The 19,559-nt window shown below is 62.9% G+C and carries 21 protein-coding genes; 12 read left to right on the plus strand and 9 right to left on the minus strand.

Annotated elements, in window-relative coordinates:
- Positions 1-5 precede the first annotated feature (5 nt).
- The 8 genes from QNA11_RS01570 (at position 6) to ligD (ending at position 8,039) form a co-directional block, all read left to right on the plus strand.
- Entirely contained in the window at positions 6-638 is a 633-nt protein-coding gene (locus tag QNA11_RS01570; RefSeq protein WP_281931540.1) for a septation protein A, read from the plus strand.
- Between the two features lie 75 nt (positions 639-713).
- Positions 714-1,076, plus strand: coding sequence for a hypothetical protein (locus QNA11_RS01575; RefSeq protein ID WP_283481691.1), 363 nt, complete (start codon positions 714-716; stop codon positions 1,074-1,076).
- A gap of 336 nt (positions 1,077-1,412) precedes the next feature.
- Positions 1,413-2,135 (plus strand): L,D-transpeptidase, encoded by a 723-nt coding sequence (locus QNA11_RS01580; RefSeq protein ID WP_283481692.1) that lies wholly within the window; start codon positions 1,413-1,415, stop codon positions 2,133-2,135.
- 69 nt (positions 2,136-2,204) lie between these two features.
- Positions 2,205-2,348 (plus strand): oxidoreductase, encoded by a 144-nt coding sequence (locus QNA11_RS01585; RefSeq protein WP_283481693.1) that lies wholly within the window; start codon positions 2,205-2,207, stop codon positions 2,346-2,348.
- A 10-nt stretch (positions 2,349-2,358) separates the two neighbouring features.
- The gene (locus QNA11_RS01590) at positions 2,359-3,312 is read left to right on the plus strand and encodes a tyrosine recombinase (protein ID WP_283481694.1); all 954 of its coding nucleotides are present in this window, start codon (positions 2,359-2,361) and stop codon (positions 3,310-3,312) included.
- A gap of 163 nt (positions 3,313-3,475) precedes the next feature.
- Complete coding sequence (locus QNA11_RS01595; RefSeq protein WP_283481695.1) at positions 3,476-4,066, plus strand: bactofilin family protein; 591 nt, start codon at positions 3,476-3,478, stop codon at positions 4,064-4,066.
- 445 nt (positions 4,067-4,511) lie between these two features.
- Positions 4,512-5,435, plus strand: coding sequence for a non-homologous end joining protein Ku (gene ku / locus QNA11_RS01600; RefSeq protein WP_283481696.1), 924 nt, complete (start codon positions 4,512-4,514; stop codon positions 5,433-5,435).
- Positions 5,436-8,039 carry a DNA ligase D gene (ligD, locus tag QNA11_RS01605; RefSeq protein WP_283481697.1) on the plus strand — a complete coding sequence of 868 codons (2,604 nt, stop codon included), beginning with the start codon at positions 5,436-5,438 and terminating at the stop codon, positions 8,037-8,039.
- A 157-nt stretch (positions 8,040-8,196) separates the two neighbouring features.
- On the opposite strand, the gene QNA11_RS01610 is transcribed toward ligD, so the two are convergent.
- Positions 8,197-8,340: a hypothetical protein gene (locus QNA11_RS01610; protein ID WP_283481698.1), complete on the minus strand. Its 144-nt coding sequence runs from the start codon at positions 8,338-8,340 to the stop codon at positions 8,197-8,199.
- A 78-nt stretch (positions 8,341-8,418) separates the two neighbouring features.
- Here QNA11_RS01610 and QNA11_RS01615 point away from each other — a divergent pair, with 78 nt between their 5' ends.
- Positions 8,419-8,745 (plus strand): hypothetical protein, encoded by a 327-nt coding sequence (locus QNA11_RS01615; protein ID WP_283481699.1) that lies wholly within the window; start codon positions 8,419-8,421, stop codon positions 8,743-8,745.
- Positions 8,720-9,025 (plus strand): hypothetical protein, encoded by a 306-nt coding sequence (locus QNA11_RS01620; RefSeq protein ID WP_283481700.1) that lies wholly within the window; start codon positions 8,720-8,722, stop codon positions 9,023-9,025. The genes QNA11_RS01615 and QNA11_RS01620 overlap by 26 nt, the downstream gene beginning before the upstream one ends.
- 538 nt (positions 9,026-9,563) lie before the next feature.
- Here QNA11_RS01620 and hemW read toward each other — a convergent pair.
- A complete protein-coding gene (gene hemW, locus QNA11_RS01625; RefSeq protein WP_283481701.1) occupies positions 9,564-10,730 on the minus strand; it encodes a radical SAM family heme chaperone HemW in 1,167 nt (388 codons plus the stop codon).
- A gap of 105 nt (positions 10,731-10,835) precedes the next feature.
- On the opposite strand from hemW, the gene QNA11_RS01630 reads away from it, so the two are divergent.
- Together QNA11_RS01630 and QNA11_RS01635 are read left to right on the plus strand one after the other, a co-directional pair.
- Positions 10,836-12,089 carry an SDR family oxidoreductase gene (locus QNA11_RS01630; RefSeq protein ID WP_283481702.1) on the plus strand — a complete coding sequence of 418 codons (1,254 nt, stop codon included), beginning with the start codon at positions 10,836-10,838 and terminating at the stop codon, positions 12,087-12,089.
- Positions 12,090-12,563, plus strand: a complete 474-nt coding sequence (locus tag QNA11_RS01635) for a DUF2269 family protein (protein WP_283481703.1) — start codon at positions 12,090-12,092, stop codon at positions 12,561-12,563. It begins immediately after the preceding gene.
- Positions 12,564-12,733: 170 nt separating this feature from the next.
- Here the strand turns inward: QNA11_RS01635 and QNA11_RS01640 are convergent, their stop codons facing one another.
- The 7 genes from QNA11_RS01640 to QNA11_RS01670 form a co-directional block, all read right to left on the minus strand.
- Entirely contained in the window at positions 12,734-14,029 is a 1,296-nt protein-coding gene (locus tag QNA11_RS01640; protein WP_283481704.1) for a L,D-transpeptidase family protein, read from the minus strand.
- A gap of 136 nt (positions 14,030-14,165) precedes the next feature.
- Positions 14,166-14,363: a (2Fe-2S) ferredoxin domain-containing protein gene (locus QNA11_RS01645; protein WP_283481705.1), complete on the minus strand. Its 198-nt coding sequence runs from the start codon at positions 14,361-14,363 to the stop codon at positions 14,166-14,168.
- A 74-nt stretch (positions 14,364-14,437) separates the two neighbouring features.
- On the minus strand, positions 14,438-14,737 hold the full coding sequence (locus tag QNA11_RS01650; RefSeq protein WP_283481706.1) for a type II toxin-antitoxin system RelE/ParE family toxin: 300 nt from the start codon (positions 14,735-14,737) through the stop codon (positions 14,438-14,440).
- Positions 14,734-14,985: a type II toxin-antitoxin system ParD family antitoxin gene (locus QNA11_RS01655; RefSeq protein WP_283481707.1), complete on the minus strand. Its 252-nt coding sequence runs from the start codon at positions 14,983-14,985 to the stop codon at positions 14,734-14,736. Before QNA11_RS01655 ends, QNA11_RS01650 begins: the two co-directional genes overlap by 4 nt.
- A 158-nt stretch (positions 14,986-15,143) precedes the next feature.
- Positions 15,144-15,998, minus strand: a complete 855-nt coding sequence (locus tag QNA11_RS01660) for a carbon-nitrogen hydrolase family protein (protein ID WP_283481708.1) — start codon at positions 15,996-15,998, stop codon at positions 15,144-15,146.
- 105 nt (positions 15,999-16,103) lie between these two features.
- Entirely contained in the window at positions 16,104-18,536 is a 2,433-nt protein-coding gene (gene gyrB / locus QNA11_RS01665; protein WP_283481709.1) for a DNA topoisomerase (ATP-hydrolyzing) subunit B, read from the minus strand.
- Between the two features lie 183 nt (positions 18,537-18,719).
- The gene (locus QNA11_RS01670) at positions 18,720-19,325 is read right to left on the minus strand and encodes a glutathione S-transferase family protein (RefSeq protein WP_283481710.1); all 606 of its coding nucleotides are present in this window, start codon (positions 19,323-19,325) and stop codon (positions 18,720-18,722) included.
- Between the last annotated feature and the right edge of the window lie 234 nt (positions 19,326-19,559).

Here is a 19,559-nt window from a genome sequence, read left to right on the forward strand (position 1 = left end):
TAGGGATGACGCAGGAAACGACGACCGCGCCCGGCCTCGAACGGCCGGCGGCTCCAAAGAAGAAGCTCGACCCGAGATTGAAAGTCGCCCTCGAGCTTGGGCCTCTCATCATCTTCTTCATCGTCAACAGCAAGTTCGGCATCTTCTACGCCACCGGCGTGCTGATGGTCGGCGTGCTGGTGACGCTCGCCGTCTCCTGGTCGGTGACGCGCCATCTGCCGGCCATGCCGGTCGTGACGGCGCTATTGGTTTTGGTCTTCGGCGGGCTGACGGTCTTTCTGCAGAACGAAACCTTCATCAAGCTGAAGGTGACGATCCTTTATTCGATGTTCGGCGCGACGCTGATCGGCGCCCTTTACTTCGGCAAGCTCTTGCTGCCGATCGTCTTCGACATGGCGATCCATATCGACGACGCAGGATGGCGCAAGCTCACCTGGCGCTGGGGCTTCTTCTTCTTCTTCCTGGCCGGCCTCAACGAAGTGGTGCGGCGCGTCGTCACCACGGACGAGTGGGTGAATTTCAAGGTCTTTGGCATTCTGCCGCTGACGATCCTTTTCGCGATCTCCCAGGCGCCGCTGATCATGAAGCACCAGATACCGGAGGAAGAGGATACGCCGGAGTCGGAGTCGCATTTCTAGGCCTGCCGCGTGTAGTTGCGCACGGATTTGGCCGGAGTCATTCCCTAACGTCCTCCCAAGAAAAGGGAGGGTTCGATGTTAAAAGGGACAATCAAACGCGGGGCGCTTATCGGCGCCGCCATTCTTGCGCTGTGGAGCACGGCCTTCGCTGGAGACGATCACGGCGGCGCGGCCCGCAGCATCGCTCTGGCGAAAGCGTTGAAGTCTGTCTGCGCAACAGAGATTCACGTTAATGAGCGCGAGATCGATCAGATGATCTGGATGCTCGAACACGCATTTCCCCCCAAGGACGCGAAGGCTTTTCAGGCAAGCCTCGCAGGCGAGGAAGCCAGGGTCCGCGCCGAGATCGGCGCGGCCGGCGCCGGGGAATGGTGCGCTACTCAAAAAGACAAATTCACGCGCGCCAATGGCGGGCGCACGCCTCTGATGTTCCGATGATTTGTGCTTGAGCGGCTCGGACTGCGCCTCGTCATTCCCGACGCTCGCGAAGCGAGCGATCGGGAATCCAGAGCAAAAACAGCGCTCTTTGCCCTGGATTCCCGGTCGGGCTTACAGCCCGCCGGGAATGACAGCAACCCACCTTGAGAGATTCGTCTCAACCCATTTTTCATCATTAATATTCACTGGCGTCTAACCAAGTAATGGTTGATATTTTCTCATTGATAACCACGAGAACTGGTTAGTATTTACCGTAAAATTTGACGGTATATCATATTGACCATCGCCAATCGCGCCATCCGATAAGCAAATGGCGCGCTCGCAATGGTTTTTGTCATGCGTAAACGCACCGTCTTTCTTAGCTGCGCGGCTTCAATCGCGTCTGCCGCGCTCCTTGTCGCTCCGGCTCGGGCAAATCCGGTCATCACGGCCGCGCCGCCCGCGCCCGGTTATTATTACCAGCAGCAGAGCCCCCTCGGCGGCGGTCTGATCGAGGCGCTCGTCGGCGACGAGCCCGGCGCTGCGCGCTACGCCGCGCCGCCGGCGGCCTATCCCAATCCCCGCATGCAAACGGCGGCTTACGCCCCGCAGTCCGTCGAGATGGAGCGCGCCGTCGATCCGAGATATATGCGGGCCGATGTCGAGTACAACGGCGCCGAGGCGCCCGGCACCATTGTCGTCGATACGCCGAACAAATTCCTCTATCTCGTTCACGGCCGCGGCCACGCCACGCGCTATGGCATCGGCGTGGGCCGGCCGGGTTTCGAATGGTCGGGCGTGAAGACCATCAGCCGCAAGGCGGAATGGCCCGATTGGACGCCGCCGGCCGAGATGCTCGCCCGCCGCCCCGATCTGCCGCGTCATATGGCGGGCGGTCCGGCCAATCCGCTCGGCGCCCGCGCGCTCTACCTTGGCTCGTCGCTCTACCGCATTCACGGCACCAATGAGCCGCATACGATCGGTCAGAATGTCTCGTCCGGCTGCATCCGCATGATGAACGACGATGTCGTCGACCTTTATAATCGCGTGGGCGTAGGCGCACGGGTGGTCGTCCGCTGAGCGCTCACGGTTGCAATCGCAGGCGCTTCGGGCGATAGCTCGGAGCGTCATTGACCAAGAGTCGCCGCCTTGCCGAGCCTCATCCGCTTTCTCGTGATCGTCGCCGCCCTCGTCGCGCTGGTCTATGGCGCGATGATTGCGGTCGTCTCCTTTGTCACGCCGCAGCCGCGCGAAATGAGCTATACGATCCCGGCGCAGCGCCTGAACAAATAGGCTTGCGCCCATGAGCGCTCCCGCGCTTCTGCTCGACGCCTTCCTCGATATGCAGGCGGCCGAACGCGGCGCGGCGTACAACACGCTCGACGCCTATCGGCGCGACCTGACCGACTATATCGATTTCCTGCGCGGTCTGGGCCGGGGGCCGGTTGGCGCGACCATCGAGGATTTGCGAGCCTATCTTGTTGAACTCGACGCGCGTGGCATGGCTCGCGCGACGGTGGCGCGGCGGCGCTCGGCGCTGCGGCAGTTCCATAAATTTCTGTATGTCGACCGCCATCGCGGCGACGATCCGGCCGCCGCGCTGGAAGGCCCGCGGCTGGTGCGCAATGCGCCGGGGGTGATGTCGGTCGATGAGGTCGACCGTCTGCTCGCCACGGCCCGCGAGGGGTTGGACGATGAAAAGCGCCCGCTGCGCGAGCGATTGCGCGCCGCGCGCCTCTACGCGCTTCTGGAGACGCTTTACGCCACGGGGCTGCGCGTCTCGGAGCTGGTGTCGCTGCCCAAGAGCGCGGCGCGGGCGCGCGATCCCTTTATCGCGATCAAGGGCAAGGGCGGGCGCGAGCGGCTGGCGCCCTTGACGGAACGCGCCAAGCGCGCGCTCGTTGATTACCGCAAGCTCATCGAGGCCGTCTCGCCGGAGCTGGCGCAAGAGCCCTTCCTCTTTCCCGCCGACAGCGACAGCGGTCATCTCACCCGGCAGGCTTTCGCGCGCGAGCTCAAGACGCTCGGCGTCGCGGCGGGATTATCCGCGGCGCAGGTCCATCCGCATGCGCTGCGGCACGCTTTCGCCAGCCACTTATTGCAGAACGGCGCGGATTTACGCGTGGTGCAGGAACTGCTCGGCCATGCCGATATTGCGACCACGCAAATCTATACGCATGTGCTCGACGAAAGAATGCGGGCCATGGTTCGCGACCTGCACCCGCTCAGTGATGAGTCTCGTTCAAAGCAAGGGTAGATTCGTCAGCTTTGTTGGTAAGACGAACAGCCGACAAGCATAGTCACGCTTGGCGCCGCTTCTCGGTCCAATTGTCGTCAGCCCATTTTTTATTGTGGTAAGGCTTCTGTTAACGTATGGTCGCCGCAAGCTAATATTATGGTTCAGCTTCAGAGGGACGGAAATGGCTGCCAACGCGATCGCCGGTTTTAGGCCGGAGCAGGAGAACGTCGTCTATATCGGCGCTGGCGTGACGGTGAAGGGCGCGTTCTCCGTTCCTGACTTGCTCGTCGTCGACGGCGTGGTCGAGGGCGACGTCACGGCGCGCGGCGTCGTCGTCGGACGATCGGGCGTGATCCGTGGCCATGTCGTGGCCGAAGAGGCCGACGTCAGCGGCTCGATCAGCGACCACATGGAAATCTCCGAGCTTCTCACCGTCCGTTCGACCGGCCGCGTCGAGGGGCGGGTGATCTATCGGGAGATGGAGCTGGAGAAGGGCGCCGTCGTCACCGGCGATCTTTCCGCCACGAGCGAGGAGCGCGCCGGCGCAAGGCCCGCGCCCGCCGCCAAGATCGTTCCACAGCTTCGCGAAGAGCGCGCCGAGCCGGCGCCGGTTGCGCCCAAGATCGGGAGAACGAGCGCTTCCCTCGATCGGCTGAGCGAGGCCGCGCGCGCCGCCCGAAAGAGCGCCGCGAAAACCGTAGCAAGCGAGATCATCGCGGAGCGTCGCAACGTGCTGCGCACGCCGATGTCGAGCCGCAAGGGCCGGGCGTGATTTTCGCTCGCTCGCCAGGATGAGGCCTAATACCATTTCCGTTTGAACGGCTCGTATCGGGGCATGTCACTCCCCGGGCTGAAAGCCGACCGGGAATCCAGAGCCACAACGGCGCTGGTCTTGCTCAGAGTCCGTCATTGCGAGCGAAGCGAAGCAATCCAGGGCAGTGATGCGGCCCTGGATTGCTTCGTCGGCTCCGCCTCCTCGCAATGACGGCGAGCCAACCAAGCGGATCTCGTATAAGCGATTGTTGTAAAAGCCCCTCTTGCTGAGGAGCCTGCGTAGCAGGCGTCTCGAAGCACGAGGGGCGTCAATACCGCTTCGTCAGTGATGTTCGCCCGCCTCCAGTGCGGGCGTTTTCTTTTGTCGGCTGCGAAGCCTCTGCGCATTGCGCCGCGGCGCCTTATCTAAAGGCCATCCCAAACTGCGCGTGCAGGAGCGAGTGATGGCCGAGTCGGCGCGCACTTTCTGGAAGGGCTATCTGCGTCTGGCCCTTGTCTCGATTCCCGTCCGGTTGGTGGCGGCGGAAAAGGCCGAGTCGGAAATCCGCTTTCACCAGGTCGACCGCAACTCCAAGCAACGCATCCGCTACCTCAAGGTCGCGCCGGGCAAAGGCGAGGTCAAGAAGGAGGACATCGTCCTCGGTTACGAGGTCGAGCCAGGAAATTACGTCTTCATGGAAGACGAGGAACTCGACTCCCTGAAGCTGTCGACGCGGCATACGATCGACCTCCTGCAATTCGTCGAGGCCGAGGAGATCGAGCCGCTCTATTTCAACCGGCCTTACTATGTGCTGCCCGACGGCGAAGTCGCCGAGGAGGGCTATCGCGTGCTGCGCGACGCGCTGTGGGCCAAGCATAAAGTCGGCATCGGCCAGCTCACTTTGCGCGGGCGGGAGCATCTCGTCGCTTTGTTCCCGATGGGCGAAGGGCAGGGGCTCGTGCTCGATACGCTGCGCTACGACAGCGAGCTGAAGAATGCCGAGGACATCTTCTCCGCGATCGGCCGCGATAAGCCGCGCGAAGACATGGTGCAGATGGCCGAGGATTTGATCGAACGGCGCAGCGAGCCTTTCGATCCGGCGAAATTCCGCAACCACTATGCCGAAGCCTTGCGCGAGCTTGTGAAGGCGAAGCTCGGGCGCGGCGAGACTGTGCCGGTCGAGGAGCAGGTCGAGCCGGGCGCCAAGGTGCTCGATTTCATGGAGGCGTTGAAACGCTCGGTCGCCGCCAGCGGGGGCGGCGGTGGCGAGGCGCCGCCGGAGCCGCCGAAGAAGGGCAAGCGGCCGTCCGCCCCACCCGCGAAGAAAGCCCCGGCCGCGAAATCCTCCAAGGCTACGAAGGCGCCGGCGCGGCGCCGGGCCGGATAAATGCCGACGCGCGCCAGGAAGGACGATAGTGCGCTCGGCGCCTATCGGGCCAAGCGCGATTTCTCGGTCACGCCTGAGCCGCAGGGAGGGGTTTCGCATGGCGGCGCGCCGCGTCTCGTGGTGCAACGGCATTTTGCGCGGCGCGAGCATTTCGACCTGCGGCTCGAGATGGATGGCGTGCTTAAGAGCTGGGCTGTCGCGCGCGGCCCGTCGTCGGACCCGGCCGACAAGCGTCTGGCTGTCCGCACCGAGGACCATCCGCTCGATTACGGCGATTTCGAAGGCTTGATCCCAAAAGGCGAATATGGCGGCGGGACGGTGATGCTGTGGGAGGACGCGACCTTTACGCCGCAGAATGGCGATCCGCTCGAGGCGCTGGAGAAGGGGGAGATCAAGTTCCTGGCCCAGGGCGCGCGCATGAAGGGCGGCTGGGTTCTGGTGCGCATGAAGACGCGCGACAAAGGGGAGAACTGGCTCCTGATAAAGGAGCGGGACGAATACGCCGACAAGGAGGATGACCTTGTCGGGCGATATGTGACGAGCGTCACGACCGGCCGCACGCGCGAGGAGATCGAGCGAGGCGCGAAAGCGAAAGCTGCGTCGTTAGCCACCCATACCTCCCCTTTACGGGGAAGTCGGCGGCCAAAGGCCGCCGGGTGGGGCCCGCGCAGCCACGACGATGTTGGGGCCGGACCCCACCCGACCCCGCTTCGCGGGGCCACCCTCCCCGTAAAGGGGAGGGATGGGAAACCCCAGGCTGCTCGATCACGGGCCAAGGCGGCCTATTGGTCGGATAAGCCCATCGCCTCCGCGCCGACGCCGAAATTCATCGCGCCGCAACTCTGTGAGACGGCCGAACAGCCCCCCTCCGTAGGCGACTGGATTTTCGAGTTGAAATATGACGGCTACCGCCTGGAGCTTGTGACCGGCGTCGACGGCGCGCGCGTCTATACGCGCAGCGGGCTCGATTGGACCGAGCGCTTTTCCGGCCTGGCGCGCGCGGCTTTCGCGCTGCCCTGCCGCAATGCGCTTCTCGACGGCGAGGCGGTCGTCTTCGACGAGAACGGGCTTTCCGATTTCGCCATGCTGGTCTCGGCGCTGGAGGCCGGGCGCAGCGAGCGCGTCGAGTTCGTCGCTTTCGATCTGTTGATGCTGGATGAGAAGGACCTGCGCGCCGAGCCGCTGCGCAAACGCAAGGAGCGCCTCAAACAGCTTCTTTCCAAAAGCGACGGCGCTATTCGCTATGGCGATTATATCGAGGGCGACGGCCACACCGTCTTTGCGCAGGCCACGCGCGCGGGCGCGGAAGGGATCATCGCCAAGCGCGCCGACGCGCCCTATCGCAGCGGCCGTTTTTCCGATTGGCTGAAGATCAAGGGCGATTTTCGCGAGGACGTGCTGATCGTCGGCTACCGCCCTTCCGAGAAGGGCGAGTCATTTGCTTCGCTCGTCGCCGCGAAAGAAACACCGGAGGGGCTGCGTTATGTCGGACGCATCGGGACGGGCTATGACGCCGCGACCAGACGCACGCTCGCGCCTTTATTGGCAAAGCGCGCGAAAAAGGGGAGCGGCCCAAAGCTCCTTGCGGCGGATAAGATTCCAAAAGGCGTCGTCCTCATCGAAACGCCCTTTCCGGCGGAAGTGCGCTTCGGCGGCTGGACCATGGACGGGCAATTGCGGCAGGCGCGCTTTCTCGGCGTGCGCGAAGACATGACGACGAAAGCGCCCGCGCAACAGGAGCCGCCAAAGCTCTCGCGCATCACCCATGCGAGCCGGGTCGTGTTTCCCGCCGACGGGATCACCAAGGGCGAGATCGCCGCCTATTACGACACTGTTGCGCCGCGCATGGCGCCGCATCTTGCCGATCGGCCGATCAGCCTGTTGCGCGCGCCGGAGACGGTCGAGGAGCTGTTCTTCCAACGCCATCCGTTGAAAGGGATGAGCAAGGGCATTCTTACGGTCGAGAATGAAGACGAGCCTTATATCGCGCTCGACGGCGCGCTCGGCTTGCATACGGCCGCGCAATTCGGCGCCATTGAAATTCATGGCTGGATGTCGCTCGCAAGCGATCTCGACCGGCCGGATCGGATGGTGTTCGATCTCGATCCAGATGAGGATTTGCCGTTCCGTGACACCTGCAAGGCCGCCGCGGATATTCGCGATTATCTGAAGGCGATCGGCCTCTCATCCTGGCCGCTGCTGACAGGCGGCAAGGGGATTCATATCGTGCTGCCGCTCGACCGTTCGCTCACTTACGCCGATACGGAAGTGTTCGCGGCGGGCTTTGCGCGCGGGCTGGCGCGACAGGAGCCGCAACGCTTCGTCGCGACGATGAGCAAGCGGCGCCGGGCCGGGCGCATCTTCATCGATTGGCTGCGCAACAAAAAATCCGCGACGGCGATCCTGCCGTGGTCCTTACGCGCCCGCCGCGGCGCGACGGTGGCGGCGCCTCTGTCCTGGAAGACGCTTACCGACGCCGATAGCGCCAGCGATTACGACATCAAAAGCGCGCTTGGCTTGAAGGATGAGTGGCGCGGGTTCTTCGAGACGCGCCAGACCATCGCGCCTGGGGCGCTGAGTTTTATGAAGACGAATGGCGCATGACGCCATTTCAGCTTGAACCGCTTGCGCTGGGCCTTTGTCATTCCCGGCGGGCTGAAAGCCCGACCGGGAATCCAGAGCCACAATAGCGCTAATGTTGCTCCGGATTCCCGATCGCTCGCTGCGCGAGCGTCGGGAATGACAACGAACCCACTAATCATCACATGTCGGTTGGCAGCGGTTCCAATCCGAACAGCATCCGCTGCAGGTGCAATCGGCGTTGCTGTTGCAGGCGATTGGCAACTGGACGCAGGCCACCTTGTTCTTTTGCAGCCGTATCGAGCTGCTCGATTTCGCGCAGCACTTTACACATTCGCCCGTGCCGCCGATGTCGTGCCGGCAACACCATTGGTCGGAGCCGCATGTGATGGCGTAAGCGGCATTGGCCGCGCCCATGAATGCAAGCGCCATCAATAAACGCATCCATCTCATGAAATTGCTCCCTCGCGATCCCACGCTTGTCAACGCAAAGATCTCGGCGGGAGTTCCATTCAAGCTGAATCGCTTTCCTTTGCGCTGGCCTTTTTCACGCGCGTCGTTGTTCTTGAACATTTTAATAGAAGACTTGAACGATGCGACGAGATGCCGCGAGTTTCCGGCTGGTCCGCTTGCCGACAAGGAACCTAAATTAACGCCAAGCGCTCATGCATTGCGGCGCACGCCTGACCAGAAGGAAGGGCAAAATGAAAGCCAACAGCGTCGACATTGAACGGTTGTTGAACGCACGTTCTGCAGAGGCCGTTATGGCGATGATTGCCGCCGCGATATTATTCGGTGGGGCCAAGGCGGATGCATCCCAGGCTTGTTTCATGCGCTGCGAGGCAATCCGAGCCGAAACATGCTCGGGGCTCGACGAAGCTTCCGTCAATTTTTGTCGTATGAGCAAAGAGCCAAGATACGCCGATTGCCGGGCGCGTTGCCAGATTGAAGAAGGAAGCCGAAAGACCGAACGGCTTCGTCGGTCGGATCGACGCGGCGGCAACCGATAGTTGGTTTCTGGCTTCCTATGGCTCGGTTTCGTTTGTCTAGGAGGGTCTCATGCTTTCTATGAAAACGATCAGCGCAATCTCGCTCTGCTTCGCCATGGCGATAGTCGCGACAGGCGCCGCTGCGGCAGTCCCTTCGGCAGGTCCGCTAGAGGCCGCAAACGGGCTATTCCAGAGAACAGATTATTGGACGTGTTACGATAATTGCAACAATCAGCGGCTTCGGTGTGACGCCGGTTGTCCCTATGACGATCCAAACACCACGTGGGATGAGAACCAGATTTGCGTGGATAGATGTGAGTCGGGCGGCGAGGCCTGCGAGGCGCGGTGCCAATAGCAGCCGCGCTTTGAGCCAATAATGCGGGGTGTTCGGTGTCATTCCCGACGCTCGCTTGAGCGAGCGATCGGGGATCCAGAGCAGAACCAGCGTTCTTGTGGCTCTGGATTCCCGGTCGGGCTTTCAGCCCGCCGGGAATGACAAATCCCAACGCGAGCTGTTCAAATGGAAACGCCAGTCAAGCAAGAAGCGCGAGAGTGACGCTTACGCCGCCAAATCCGCCACTACTGCGTCGAGCACCGGAAAGCCTTCCGAGCTCACGCGGAGCCTGTTCTCGCGCGTGACCTCGACGAGGCCGTCGCCGATCAGCTCGGAAATACGCGACTGCGAGAGCTTCTTTCCCGTGAGCAGGAAATAGCGCTGCGGATCGACGCCTTCGCGCAGGCGCAGGCCCATCAGCAGGAATTCGTCGCCCTCCTGCTCCGGATTGAGCAACTCGTCCTCGACGAGGCCATGGCCTTCGGTCTCGACGCAAGTGAGCCACATTTCGGGGTGGCGCTCGCAGGCCTGGGCGCGGCGGCCGCGCGTCGTCACGATGCGGCCATGTGCGCCGGGGCCGACGCCGATATATTCGCCGTAGCGCCAATAGACGAGATTATGCCGGCATTCCGCGCCGGCCCGCGCGTGGTTGGAGACCTCATAGGCCGGCATGCCGTGCCGCGCGGTGACTTCCTGCGTCACGTCCCACAAAGCGCGCTGCGTGTCCGGGTCGGGAAGCGTCATCTTGCCCGTGTTCACCAGGCGCTCGAACATGGTCTCGGGCTCGATGGTGAGCTGATAGAGCGAAATGTGCTCGGGCGCACGGGCCAAGGCGAGGTCCAGCTCCTTGCGCCAGGCGGCGGGCGTCTGCCCGGTGCGGCCGTAGATGAGATCGAAAGAGGCGCGCTCGAAAGTGGCGGTCGCGACGTCGAGCGCCATCAGCGCCTCGGCCACTGAATGCTGCCGGCCGAGCGCCTTGAGGTCGATGTCGTTCAATGCCTGCAGGCCGAGCGAGACGCGGTTGATCCCCGCCGCCTTGAAACCCTTGAAGCGCGACGCCTCGACGCTCGTCGGATTGGCCTCCAGCGTGATCTCGACATCCTTGGCCATGGTCCAATGCTTGGCGATCTCGCCGAGTATTGCGCCCGCCGTCGAGGGCGACATCAGCGATGGCGTGCCGCCGCCGAAGAAAACCGAGCGGACCTCGCGGCCCGGGACGAGCTTCGCGCGATGCTTGAGCTCCACCGCGAAGGCCTCGACAAAGCGATCCTCGTCCACGTCGCCGCGCCGGACGTGGCTGTTGAAGTCGCAATAGGGGCATTTCGACAGGCAGAACGGCCAATGGATGTAAACGCCGAAGCCGGGGTCGAATGCGTTTCGAATCGTCGCCATACCCCCCTTATCGCATGAATTGGCTCAAAACGCAGGGCGTGCCCCCGCTACGTTCCTATATGCTTGGCGTCGGATTGCTTGTTTGTTCGAAAAAAGGGGGCGCATTTGGCCCGTGTTTTGGTGATCGGCGGGACCGGCTTCATTGGCAGGCACATCGTCGGGCGGCTCATCGCAGAAGCGCATGCGGTGTCGGCCGCTGGCCGCGCCGAGGTGGACATCGCCCGCGACGACGTTGAGAAGCTGGAGATCAAGCTAGCGGGCTTCGAGGTCGTCGTCAATTGCGCCGGCCTCGTCCGCAACCAAGGCGCCAACACCATGGACGCCGTGCACGCCGAAGGCCCCGTGCGGCTGTTCACGGCCTGCGCCGCCGCGGGGGTAAAGCGCTTCATTCATATCTCGGCGCTGGGCGCCGCGCCGCAGGGCGAGACCGACTATCAGCGCAGCAAGGGGACGGCGGAGGCCTTCTTTGCCGACGCCGATCCTTACGGGCGGCGGCTCGACTGGCGCGTGTTGCGTCCCTCGGTGGTGGTCGGCCGGGGAGGGGCGAGCACGACCTGGCTGCTGGCCTCGGCGACGCTGCCCATATTGCCGCGTATCGGCGCCGATGATTGGCGGTTTCAGCCGATCCATGTCGACGATCTCGCGGAGCTTATGACGCGGCTTGTCGAGGGCGCCCAGTCGCCGCGCATGATCGACGTCGTGGGTCCGGAGCCGATGACGGCCTATGAGCTGACCCGCATCCTGCGAAGTTGGCTTGGCCTGCAGCCGACGGGCGCCATCCGCATCCCCGACCGCCTGTTGGCGCTCGCCACGCAGATCGGCGGACGGTTCACCAGCGGGCCGCTCAATCCGGATGTGATGAAGATGCTCGCGCGCGGCAATGTCTCCGATCCCGGCCCCTTGACCATGGCGCTCGGCCGCCCGCCGCGCGATCTGCGCAGCGCGCTGGCGCGGGAGCCGGGGTCGTATGCAGACCGTGTGGCGGCGCGGCTCTTCTTCGTGCGGCCGATGCTGCGCTGGAGCCTCGCGCTGCTGTGGATCGCCACCGGCCTCCTGTCCTTCGGGCTTTACCCGATCGACAAAAGCTATGAGATGCTCGCCGCCATCGGCCTTTCTGGTTTGCTCGCCGCCGCCGCGCTCTATGGCGGCGCGGCCATCGATCTTGCGCTCGGCGCGGCGCTTCTGCGCGGCTTTCGGCCGGTCGTCGTCGGTTGGCTGCAGCTTGCGAGCATGGCGGCCTTCACGCTTCTCGCGCTCGGCCTTCCCACCGAGTACTGGCTACATCCCTTTGCGCCAATCCTGAAGAATTTGCCAATCGCCGCCGCCATTCTTGTGATGATCGCCTTGGAGGCCGGATGAATGTTCGACACGATTACTTTTCTGAAATGGCTCCATATCATCAGCTCGACCGTTTTATTCGGCACAGGGCTCGGCACGGCGTTTCATGGCCTTGCGAGCAATATGCGCGGCGATCTGCGCGCCATTGTCGCCGGCAACAAAAACGTCGTGCTCGCCGATTGGATCTTCACGGCCCCGGCGGTGATCATTCAGCCGGCGACGGGCGTCGCGCTCATGCTCGAAGAGGGTTGGCCGTTCGACACGCATTGGATATTGGCGTCGGTCGCGCTTTACATTTTCGTCGGCGCCTGCTGGCTTCCGGTCGTGTGGCTGCAGATGCAAATGGCGCGCATCGCCGAAGACTGCCTTACGACCGGCGCGCTGCTGCCGCCGCAATATAAGCGCTATTTCTGGTGGTGGTTCGCGCTCGGTTGGCCGGCTTTTATCGCCATGCTCGTGATCTTCTGGCTGATGGTGGCCAAGCCGGATTTCTGAAGGGTCATGCCATTTCCGTTTGAACGGCTCGCATTGGGGCTTGTCATTCCCGGCGGGCTGAAAGGCCGACCGGGAATCCAGAACCATAGTAGCTAGTGTGGCTCTGGATTCCTGATCGCTCGCTGCGCGAGCGTCGGGAATGACAGCGAACCACTCAAGCCGATCTCCTATCACCTGCGGCGCGTCGGCGATCGCGCGCCCCTGTCGAGGTTATAGATGTCGTGGCGGAAAAAGGCGGGGCCATCATCCTCCGCCCAGCCTGTCATATAGACCCAAGCGACCGGGACGCTCTGGCTCAGCCTGATCTTTTCGCTGCGGCCGCTGTCGATGGCGTCGCGGAGAGCGTCGGGAGTCCAATCGCGCGAGGTTTCGTCGAGGAGCCAGGAGGCGAGATCATAGACGCCTTCGACGCGCACGCAGCCATGCGACAGGAAGCGATAGTCCCTGTCGAAAAGCTTCTTGTTCGGCGTGTCGTGCATATAGACGTCGTGGCTATTCGGCATGGAGATGCGCAGGGAACCCAATGCGTTTTTAGGTCCCGGCTCCTGACGGAAGGTGAAATGCGCCGCGCGCTTATTCGAGACGCGCCGCAGTTTGAGCGGATCGACCTCGCGGCCTCGCGCGTCGAGAATGCGGATGTTTTCGCGCTCGAAATAATGCGGGTTGCGTCTGAGCTTCGGCGCAAGCTCCTTTTTGATAATGGAGGCCGGCACTGTCCATGTCGGATTGAGATCGATCGAGACGATATGTGTGACCACTTGCGGCGAGCGGTGGCGGCGTCCGCCGACGACAGCCGTGAAGCGCGCGATCGCATCGCCGTCTTCCACGGCTTCGACGGAGGCCGCCGGAATATTGACGTCCACGTAACGATCGCCGAAGCGAAAATGCATTTTCGCAAGACGCGCCGCCGTCATTTCCAGTTCACGCGCACGGGTTGCTGCAGGGATGTTCAACTCCCGCAATGTCTCGCGTGAGACATCGCCTGTTTGCTCAAGGCCCATATGCGCCTGGAAACGGCGCAAGGCGTCGCCGAGCGCGTCGTCCCATACGTTGTCGCCGCTGTCTTGCGGATTGGGGAGATAGCCTTCGATGGCGAGCCTGCGGCGCAGCAGCGCGACCGGTCTGCCGCTGGCGTTGGCGCCGAGCGGCTTGGCGATGCGCGGCCAGCCGCCGGACGCCGCGATCGTCGCATAACGCCGCGCGGCGTGGGCGGTGGCGTTGGCTGTTTCGGGACCATAAGCGGGAGAGGCTCGCCGGGGCTGTTCGGCCCGGGGGCGCGCTTCTCGGGGCTGTTCGTCTAGAGGCTGCTCGTCTCGCCGCGGCGGCGCGACGGGGGCGTTATCCGGTTGCTCATATCCCGGCTGCGGCGCGTCTGGTTCTTGCTGCGCGCCCGCCGGCGCGAGGGCGAAGAAAATGGCGGCGGACGCCAGCAACTTGAGGGCGCCGGCGCAAGGCACTTTGAGCATCGGAATGGCTCGCTGCGCCGGGATAACGGCGCGCCCCTGTAACTAGAGCGCATTTCGCAAAAGTTGATAGACCTTCGCGATAAGAATGCGCTCCAGCTTTTTGAATTAGGCGCGCGCAGACGGCGGGGATTGGCTGCTAACGCAGCGCCGCCGAAATCTCGCGGATCAGCTCATCCACATCCGGGTCGGAGAAGGCGTCGCCCGAAGGCTCCAGCCGCACGACGGGATCGCGCGTGCAGAGCCGCAGGCACTGGCGCGTCGCGATTTTAAGCCGGCCGTCGGCGAGCGCGTCGGGAAAGGCGACGGAAAGCGTCGCCTGAACCTCGGCCAGCAAGGCGCGCCCGCGGCCATGAGCATCGCAGTTGGGGCCAACGCAGACAATGAGGCGGGCGGGCGGGGGAGATTCACTCATTCGGTTGGGAAAAGGATCGGCTCGTAATCTCGCGCGCCGTGCAGGATATGCAGGACGTCAACGGTCTCGGTAGACACGCGATAAAAGACCAGGAAGTTGCCATGAACCATCCGGCGGACGCCCGACGTTTCGTGTTGCGGCACAAGCGGAAAGCGCTTCGGCAGGTCGGATAGTTTTTCGCAGTGAGCCCGTAAGCCTTGCACGAAGGCGAGCGCCTGGGATGGACTTTCCGTTGCTAAGTAGTCGGCGATACTCTCCAGATCTGCCTCGGCCTCGCTTGTGAAGACGACTTTCACTTGGAGGCCAGCGACTGATATTTTCTCTCGAGGCGATCGAAGACATCGTCGGCAGGCGTAACACGTCCAGCTTCAGCGTCGGCTATGCCCCGAGAGAGGGCGGCGTCGAGTTTTTCGAGTTTGCGTTCGCGTTCTTCGAGCAGGCGAACGCCTTCCCGAATGACTTCGTCCTTGGACGAAAACCGCCCAGTGGCTACCAGCCGCTCGATGACATGTTCTACCGTGGAGGACGTGGTAAGGTTTCGCATTTCGTATCCGGAAGACGTTTTGAACCCTTTACAGTATTGGATTTTTTCTCCGGCGCAAGATCAAGGCGGCGTCTGGCGCGCGAATCGTCCGGTCGATAAAAGCATTAAGTTCAACTCGCGCGCGCTGGATTCAGGTTTTCACCCATCCTTCCGGTTGGTCAAACGGTGAAGAATGACATTCGATCATCGCTCGGAGTGTCCGCCACGCGACGTTCGGCATATATTGCACCAGATCTCGCGGCAGCGCGCCAGGGACGCGCCTTATTAATCGCAATATCGAATTGCGAGCTCTTTTTATTGATCTCTCCATGAACCAAGAGTTCCGCGCCCTTCGTTCCGGCTCGGGCGAGCCAATAGCCGTCAGGTCCGATGAAACCCGCGGACAGGCGATTGCCCGGTAACGCGGGAATCGAGAGGCTTACCCAAAAGTTGTTGGCTGCAGCGTGAGCCCGCGACAAGAGCTCGTGAATGGGATCGTCGGAATAGGCGGAGAACAGCATGCATTCCACGCCTCGTCTCCCATAGTCGATAAACAATTCAGGAAAATGCACTTCGATACAAAGCGCGGCCCCAAAGCGTACCCCGTCAACATCGAATACGAAGGCTTCGGCGCCCGGCGTGTACCAATCGTTCAGTTCGGCATTCGAACACATACGCTTGTCGTAGCGTCCGGCCAATTTCCCCTCATTCGATATGACGTACAGGCTGTTGTACGGACGATTGGGCGGCTGGAGTCGGTGATTGCAGCCGATCACCGTCCATAGGCCGAGCCGAGCGGCATGTTCCGAGACCGCATCCAATTCCTCGCGCAGCGCTCTCCAGTCCACGGCAGTCCAATCGTGGACCTGCGATTTCACGTATCCTGAGAGAGCGCCCTCCGGAAAATGGACAAGCCGACAGCCCATTGATTTGGCCGCCGACATCATATCGCGGACTCGTCGCCCGTTCTCGCGGACATCTGGAGTGATGCCGCTCTGTGCGGTCGCAATGCGGAAAGGAGTTTCCATGGGCATGCGCGACCTCGACGCTTATGTCATAAGTAAATCCGGCGTCCACGCAGACAAAATCAGACTACCTCCTCGAAGAGTCTGACTCTGCATTTTTTGTCACAAAAATCCTTACACATCCAAATTCGCCACGCTCAGCGCATTCTCCTGAATGAACTCGCGGCGCGGCTCCACGACGTCGCCCATCAGCTTCACGAAGATGTCGTCGGCCTCCACGGCTTCCTTCACCTTCACCTGCAGGAGCGAGCGCGCGTCGCGGTCGAGCGTCGTCTCCCAGAGCTGCTCGGCGTTCATCTCGCCCAGGCCTTTGTAGCGCTGGATGGTGAGGCCCTTGCGGCCGATCTGGTTCATGGCGTCGTAGAGCGCCACAGGCCCGGAGAGCTGCGCTTCGTCGCCGCGGCGGATCAGCGTCGCGGGCGCCGAGAAGACGTCGCGCAGCGAGTCCGCGCGCTCCTGCAGCTTGCGCGCTTCGGATGAGTTCAACATGGCGGCGTCGAGGATCACCGCTTGCGTTACGCCGCGCAGCGTGCGCTTGAAGACATAGCCTCCCTCGCGCGGTTCGCCTTGCCAGCCGCGTTCGGTTTCTTCGGCGATGGCGTCGAGACGCCCCGCGACCTTCAGTGCAAGACCCTCGCTCTCGCCATTTTCGCCATGCGGCTTCAGTGCGCCGGCCATGGCGGCCTGCTCGACGACGCTGCGGTCGTAGCGCGAATGCAGGCTTCCCATCACCGTGCGGAAGGCGCGCGCGTCCTCCAGCACCTTGCGCAGATCGGCGCCGGCGCGATCTTCCGTTCCCGTGCGCAGCACGGCGCCGTCGAGCAGCGCGTCGATGAGATAATCTTCGAGCGCGCGCTCGTCCTTGAGATATTGCGTCGACTTGCCGCGCGTCACCTTATAGAGCGGCGCCTGCGCGATGAAGACATGGCCGCGCTCGATCAGCTCCGGCATCTGCCGGTAGAAGAAGGTCAGGATGAGCGTGCGGATATGGGCGCCGTCGACGTCGGCGTCGGTCATGATAATGATCTTGTGATAGCGCAGCTTGTCGGCGTTGAATTCATCGCGGCCGACGCCGGTGCCGAGCGCCGTGATCAGCGTGCCGATCTGCTCGGAGGAGAGCATCTTGTCGAAACGCGCGCGCTCGACATTGAGGATCTTGCCGCGCAGGGGAAGCACCGCCTGGAAGGCGCGATCGCGCCCCTGCTTGGCGGTGCCGCCGGCCGAGTCGCCCTCGACGATGAAAAGTTCGGCTTTGGCCGGATCGCGCTCCTGGCAGTCGGCGAGCTTGCCGGGAAGGTTCGCGACATCGAGCGCGCCCTTGCGGCGCGTCAGCTCGCGGGCCTTGCGCGCCGCCTCGCGCGCGGCCGCCGCCTCGACGACCTTGGAGACGACGTTCTTCGCGTCTGCCGGATGCTCCTCGAGCCATTGGCCGAGGATTTCATTCATGACGTTCTCGACCGCCGGACGCACCTCCGACGAGACGAGCTTGTCTTTGGTCTGCGACGAGAATTTCGGGTCCGGCACTTTCACCGACAGCACGCAGGTCAGGCCCTCGCGGCAATCGTCGCCGGAGAGATCGACCTTCTCGCGCTTGGTGAGGCCCGACGAGTCGGCATAGCCGGTGATCTGGCGCGTCAGCGCCGCGCGGAAGCCAGCGAGATGGGTCCCGCCGTCACGCTGCGGAATGTTGTTGGTGAAGGCCAGCACATTCTCGTGATAGCTGTCGTTCCACCACAGCGCGACTTCGACGTTGATGTGCTCGCGCTGGCCCTTGATGAGGATCGGCGCCGAGACGAGCGGCTGCTTGGTGCGATCGAGCCAGCGCACGAAGGCCTCCAAACCGCCTTCGTAATAAAGCTCCTCCTGCTTCAGCTCGGCGTGGCGCGCGTCGGTCAATAGGATGCGCACGCCGGAGTTCAGAAAGGCGAGCTCCCGCAGGCGGTGCTCGATCGTCGCATAGTCGAAATCGACCATGGTGAAGGTCGCGGGGGAAGGCAGGAAGGTGACTTCCGTGCCGCGCTTGGGCGCGCCGTCCTCGACCGGCGCCGCGCCGACGACCTTGAGGTCCTCGACGGCGTCGCCATGCGAGAACTCCATGGCGTGCTCTTTGCCGCCCCGCCAGATGCGCAGCTTGAGCCAAACGGAGAGCGCGTTGACGACGGAGACGCCGACGCCGTGCAGACCGCCCGAGACCTTGTAGGAGTTCTGGTCGAATTTACCGCCGGCGTGGAGCTGGGTCATGATGACATTCGCCGCCGATACGCCCTCCTCAGGGTGGATGTCGGTGGGAATGCCGCGGCCGTTGTCGGTGACGGTGCAGGAGCCGTCGGCGTTGAGCGTGACCGTGACGCGCGTGGCATGGCCGGCGAGGGCTTCGTCGATGGCGTTGTCGACGACCTCATAGACCATGTGATGCAGGCCGGTGCCGTCGTCCGTGTCGCCGATATACATGCCCGGACGTTTGCGGACGGCGTCCAGACCACGCAGCACCTTGATCGATTCGGCGCCATATTCGGCAGGGTCGTTCGGCTTCTCGTTATCGCTCATTTCGCTCGGCTTTTTGGGGGATTGGGCCCCTTGATTCGTAAAGCCCATTCTACTCCGGAAGGGCCTATGAATGCGAGCGAAGAAAGGGGTTTTGCCTGTGTTGCAAGTCGCTGATTCAACGCTGTTTTTTGAAACTCCTCCCGGCGGCGCCGCCAAGCCGTGGGGGCAGGGGCTTTAGCGCCCTCAGCGGTAGCCCTCCTCGGCGAGCACTTGGCGCACGGCGGGCCGGGTCTTCATGCGGGCGTAATGGGCGGCGCAATTGGCGGGCAGATCCATGCCGATCTTGTCGGCCCAGAACTCCACATAGAACAGCGCCGCGTCGGCGATGGAGAAGGCCCCCGCTGCATAATCCCGGCCGGCGATCTCGCGATCGATCGCCTCGAAGGCCGAGGCGGCGATGGCGCGCCCCTCGGCGATGGTGGTTTCCCGGTCCGGGCCGTAGCGCTCGGGGGTGAAGACGCGGCGGAAGCCTTCGCCATGGATATGGCGCGTGCAGAAATCGAGCATGGCGCGCGCTTCGTCGGCCAGCGCCGGGTCGTCGGGCAGAAGTCGGCGGCGCGGATATTTTTGCGCCAGCCATGTCGCGATGCTGACGAAGTCCGTCAAAGCGGTCCCATCGTCGCGCAGCAGCGTCGGGATCGTGCCATTGGGGTTGATCGCCAGATATTCCGGCTTCAAATGATCGCCGCGCGGCAGATTGAGCACATAGGCTTCGAAAACGAGGCCGATTTCCTCGAGCAAAATATGGATGCCGGTCGAGCAGGAGCCCGGCGTCATGTAGAATTTCATCTGGGCGCGCCTTTCGGTTGAGGCTGTTGTGCAACCAGGGCGCCAGATGGGACGCTGAGCCGTCATTGCGAGGAGGCGCAGCCGACGAAGCAACCCAGAGCGCTATGGGGCCTGCTGACAAAGTGGCTGACGCCCCTCGTGCTTCGAGACGCCTGCTGCGCAGCCTCCTCAGCATGAGGGGCTTCTGCAACAATCACTTAGGCCTCATCCTGAGGAGCGAGCGAAGCTCGCGTC

The sequence above is a fragment of the Methylocystis sp. JR02 genome (assembly GCF_030063565.1).
GTDB classification, from domain to species: Bacteria; Pseudomonadota; Alphaproteobacteria; order Rhizobiales; family Beijerinckiaceae; genus Methylocystis; species Methylocystis iwaonis.

Excerpts from the sequence above, each read along its gene's own strand:
- QNA11_RS01570 (WP_281931540.1), top strand. The coding sequence starts at position 6 with ATGACGCAGGAAACGACGACCGCGCCCGGCCTCGAACGGCCGGCGGCT.
- QNA11_RS01575 (WP_283481691.1), top strand. The coding sequence starts at position 714 with ATGTTAAAAGGGACAATCAAACGCGGGGCGCTTATCGGCGCCGCCATT.
- QNA11_RS01580 (WP_283481692.1), top strand. The coding sequence starts at position 1,413 with ATGCGTAAACGCACCGTCTTTCTTAGCTGCGCGGCTTCAATCGCGTCT.
- QNA11_RS01590 (WP_283481694.1), top strand. The coding sequence starts at position 2,359 with ATGAGCGCTCCCGCGCTTCTGCTCGACGCCTTCCTCGATATGCAGGCG.
- QNA11_RS01595 (WP_283481695.1), top strand. The coding sequence starts at position 3,476 with ATGGCTGCCAACGCGATCGCCGGTTTTAGGCCGGAGCAGGAGAACGTC.
- ku (WP_283481696.1), top strand. The coding sequence starts at position 4,512 with ATGGCCGAGTCGGCGCGCACTTTCTGGAAGGGCTATCTGCGTCTGGCC.
- ligD (WP_283481697.1), top strand. The coding sequence starts at position 5,436 with ATGCCGACGCGCGCCAGGAAGGACGATAGTGCGCTCGGCGCCTATCGG.
- QNA11_RS01620 (WP_283481700.1), top strand. The coding sequence starts at position 8,720 with ATGAAAGCCAACAGCGTCGACATTGAACGGTTGTTGAACGCACGTTCT.
- hemW (WP_283481701.1), bottom strand. The coding sequence starts at position 10,730 with ATGGCGACGATTCGAAACGCATTCGACCCCGGCTTCGGCGTTTACATC.
- QNA11_RS01635 (WP_283481703.1), top strand. The coding sequence starts at position 12,090 with ATGTTCGACACGATTACTTTTCTGAAATGGCTCCATATCATCAGCTCG.
- QNA11_RS01640 (WP_283481704.1), bottom strand. The coding sequence starts at position 14,029 with ATGCTCAAAGTGCCTTGCGCCGGCGCCCTCAAGTTGCTGGCGTCCGCC.
- QNA11_RS01655 (WP_283481707.1), bottom strand. The coding sequence starts at position 14,985 with ATGCGAAACCTTACCACGTCCTCCACGGTAGAACATGTCATCGAGCGG.
- QNA11_RS01660 (WP_283481708.1), bottom strand. The coding sequence starts at position 15,998 with ATGCCCATGGAAACTCCTTTCCGCATTGCGACCGCACAGAGCGGCATC.
- gyrB (WP_283481709.1), bottom strand. The coding sequence starts at position 18,536 with ATGAGCGATAACGAGAAGCCGAACGACCCTGCCGAATATGGCGCCGAA.
- QNA11_RS01670 (WP_283481710.1), bottom strand. The coding sequence starts at position 19,325 with ATGAAATTCTACATGACGCCGGGCTCCTGCTCGACCGGCATCCATATT.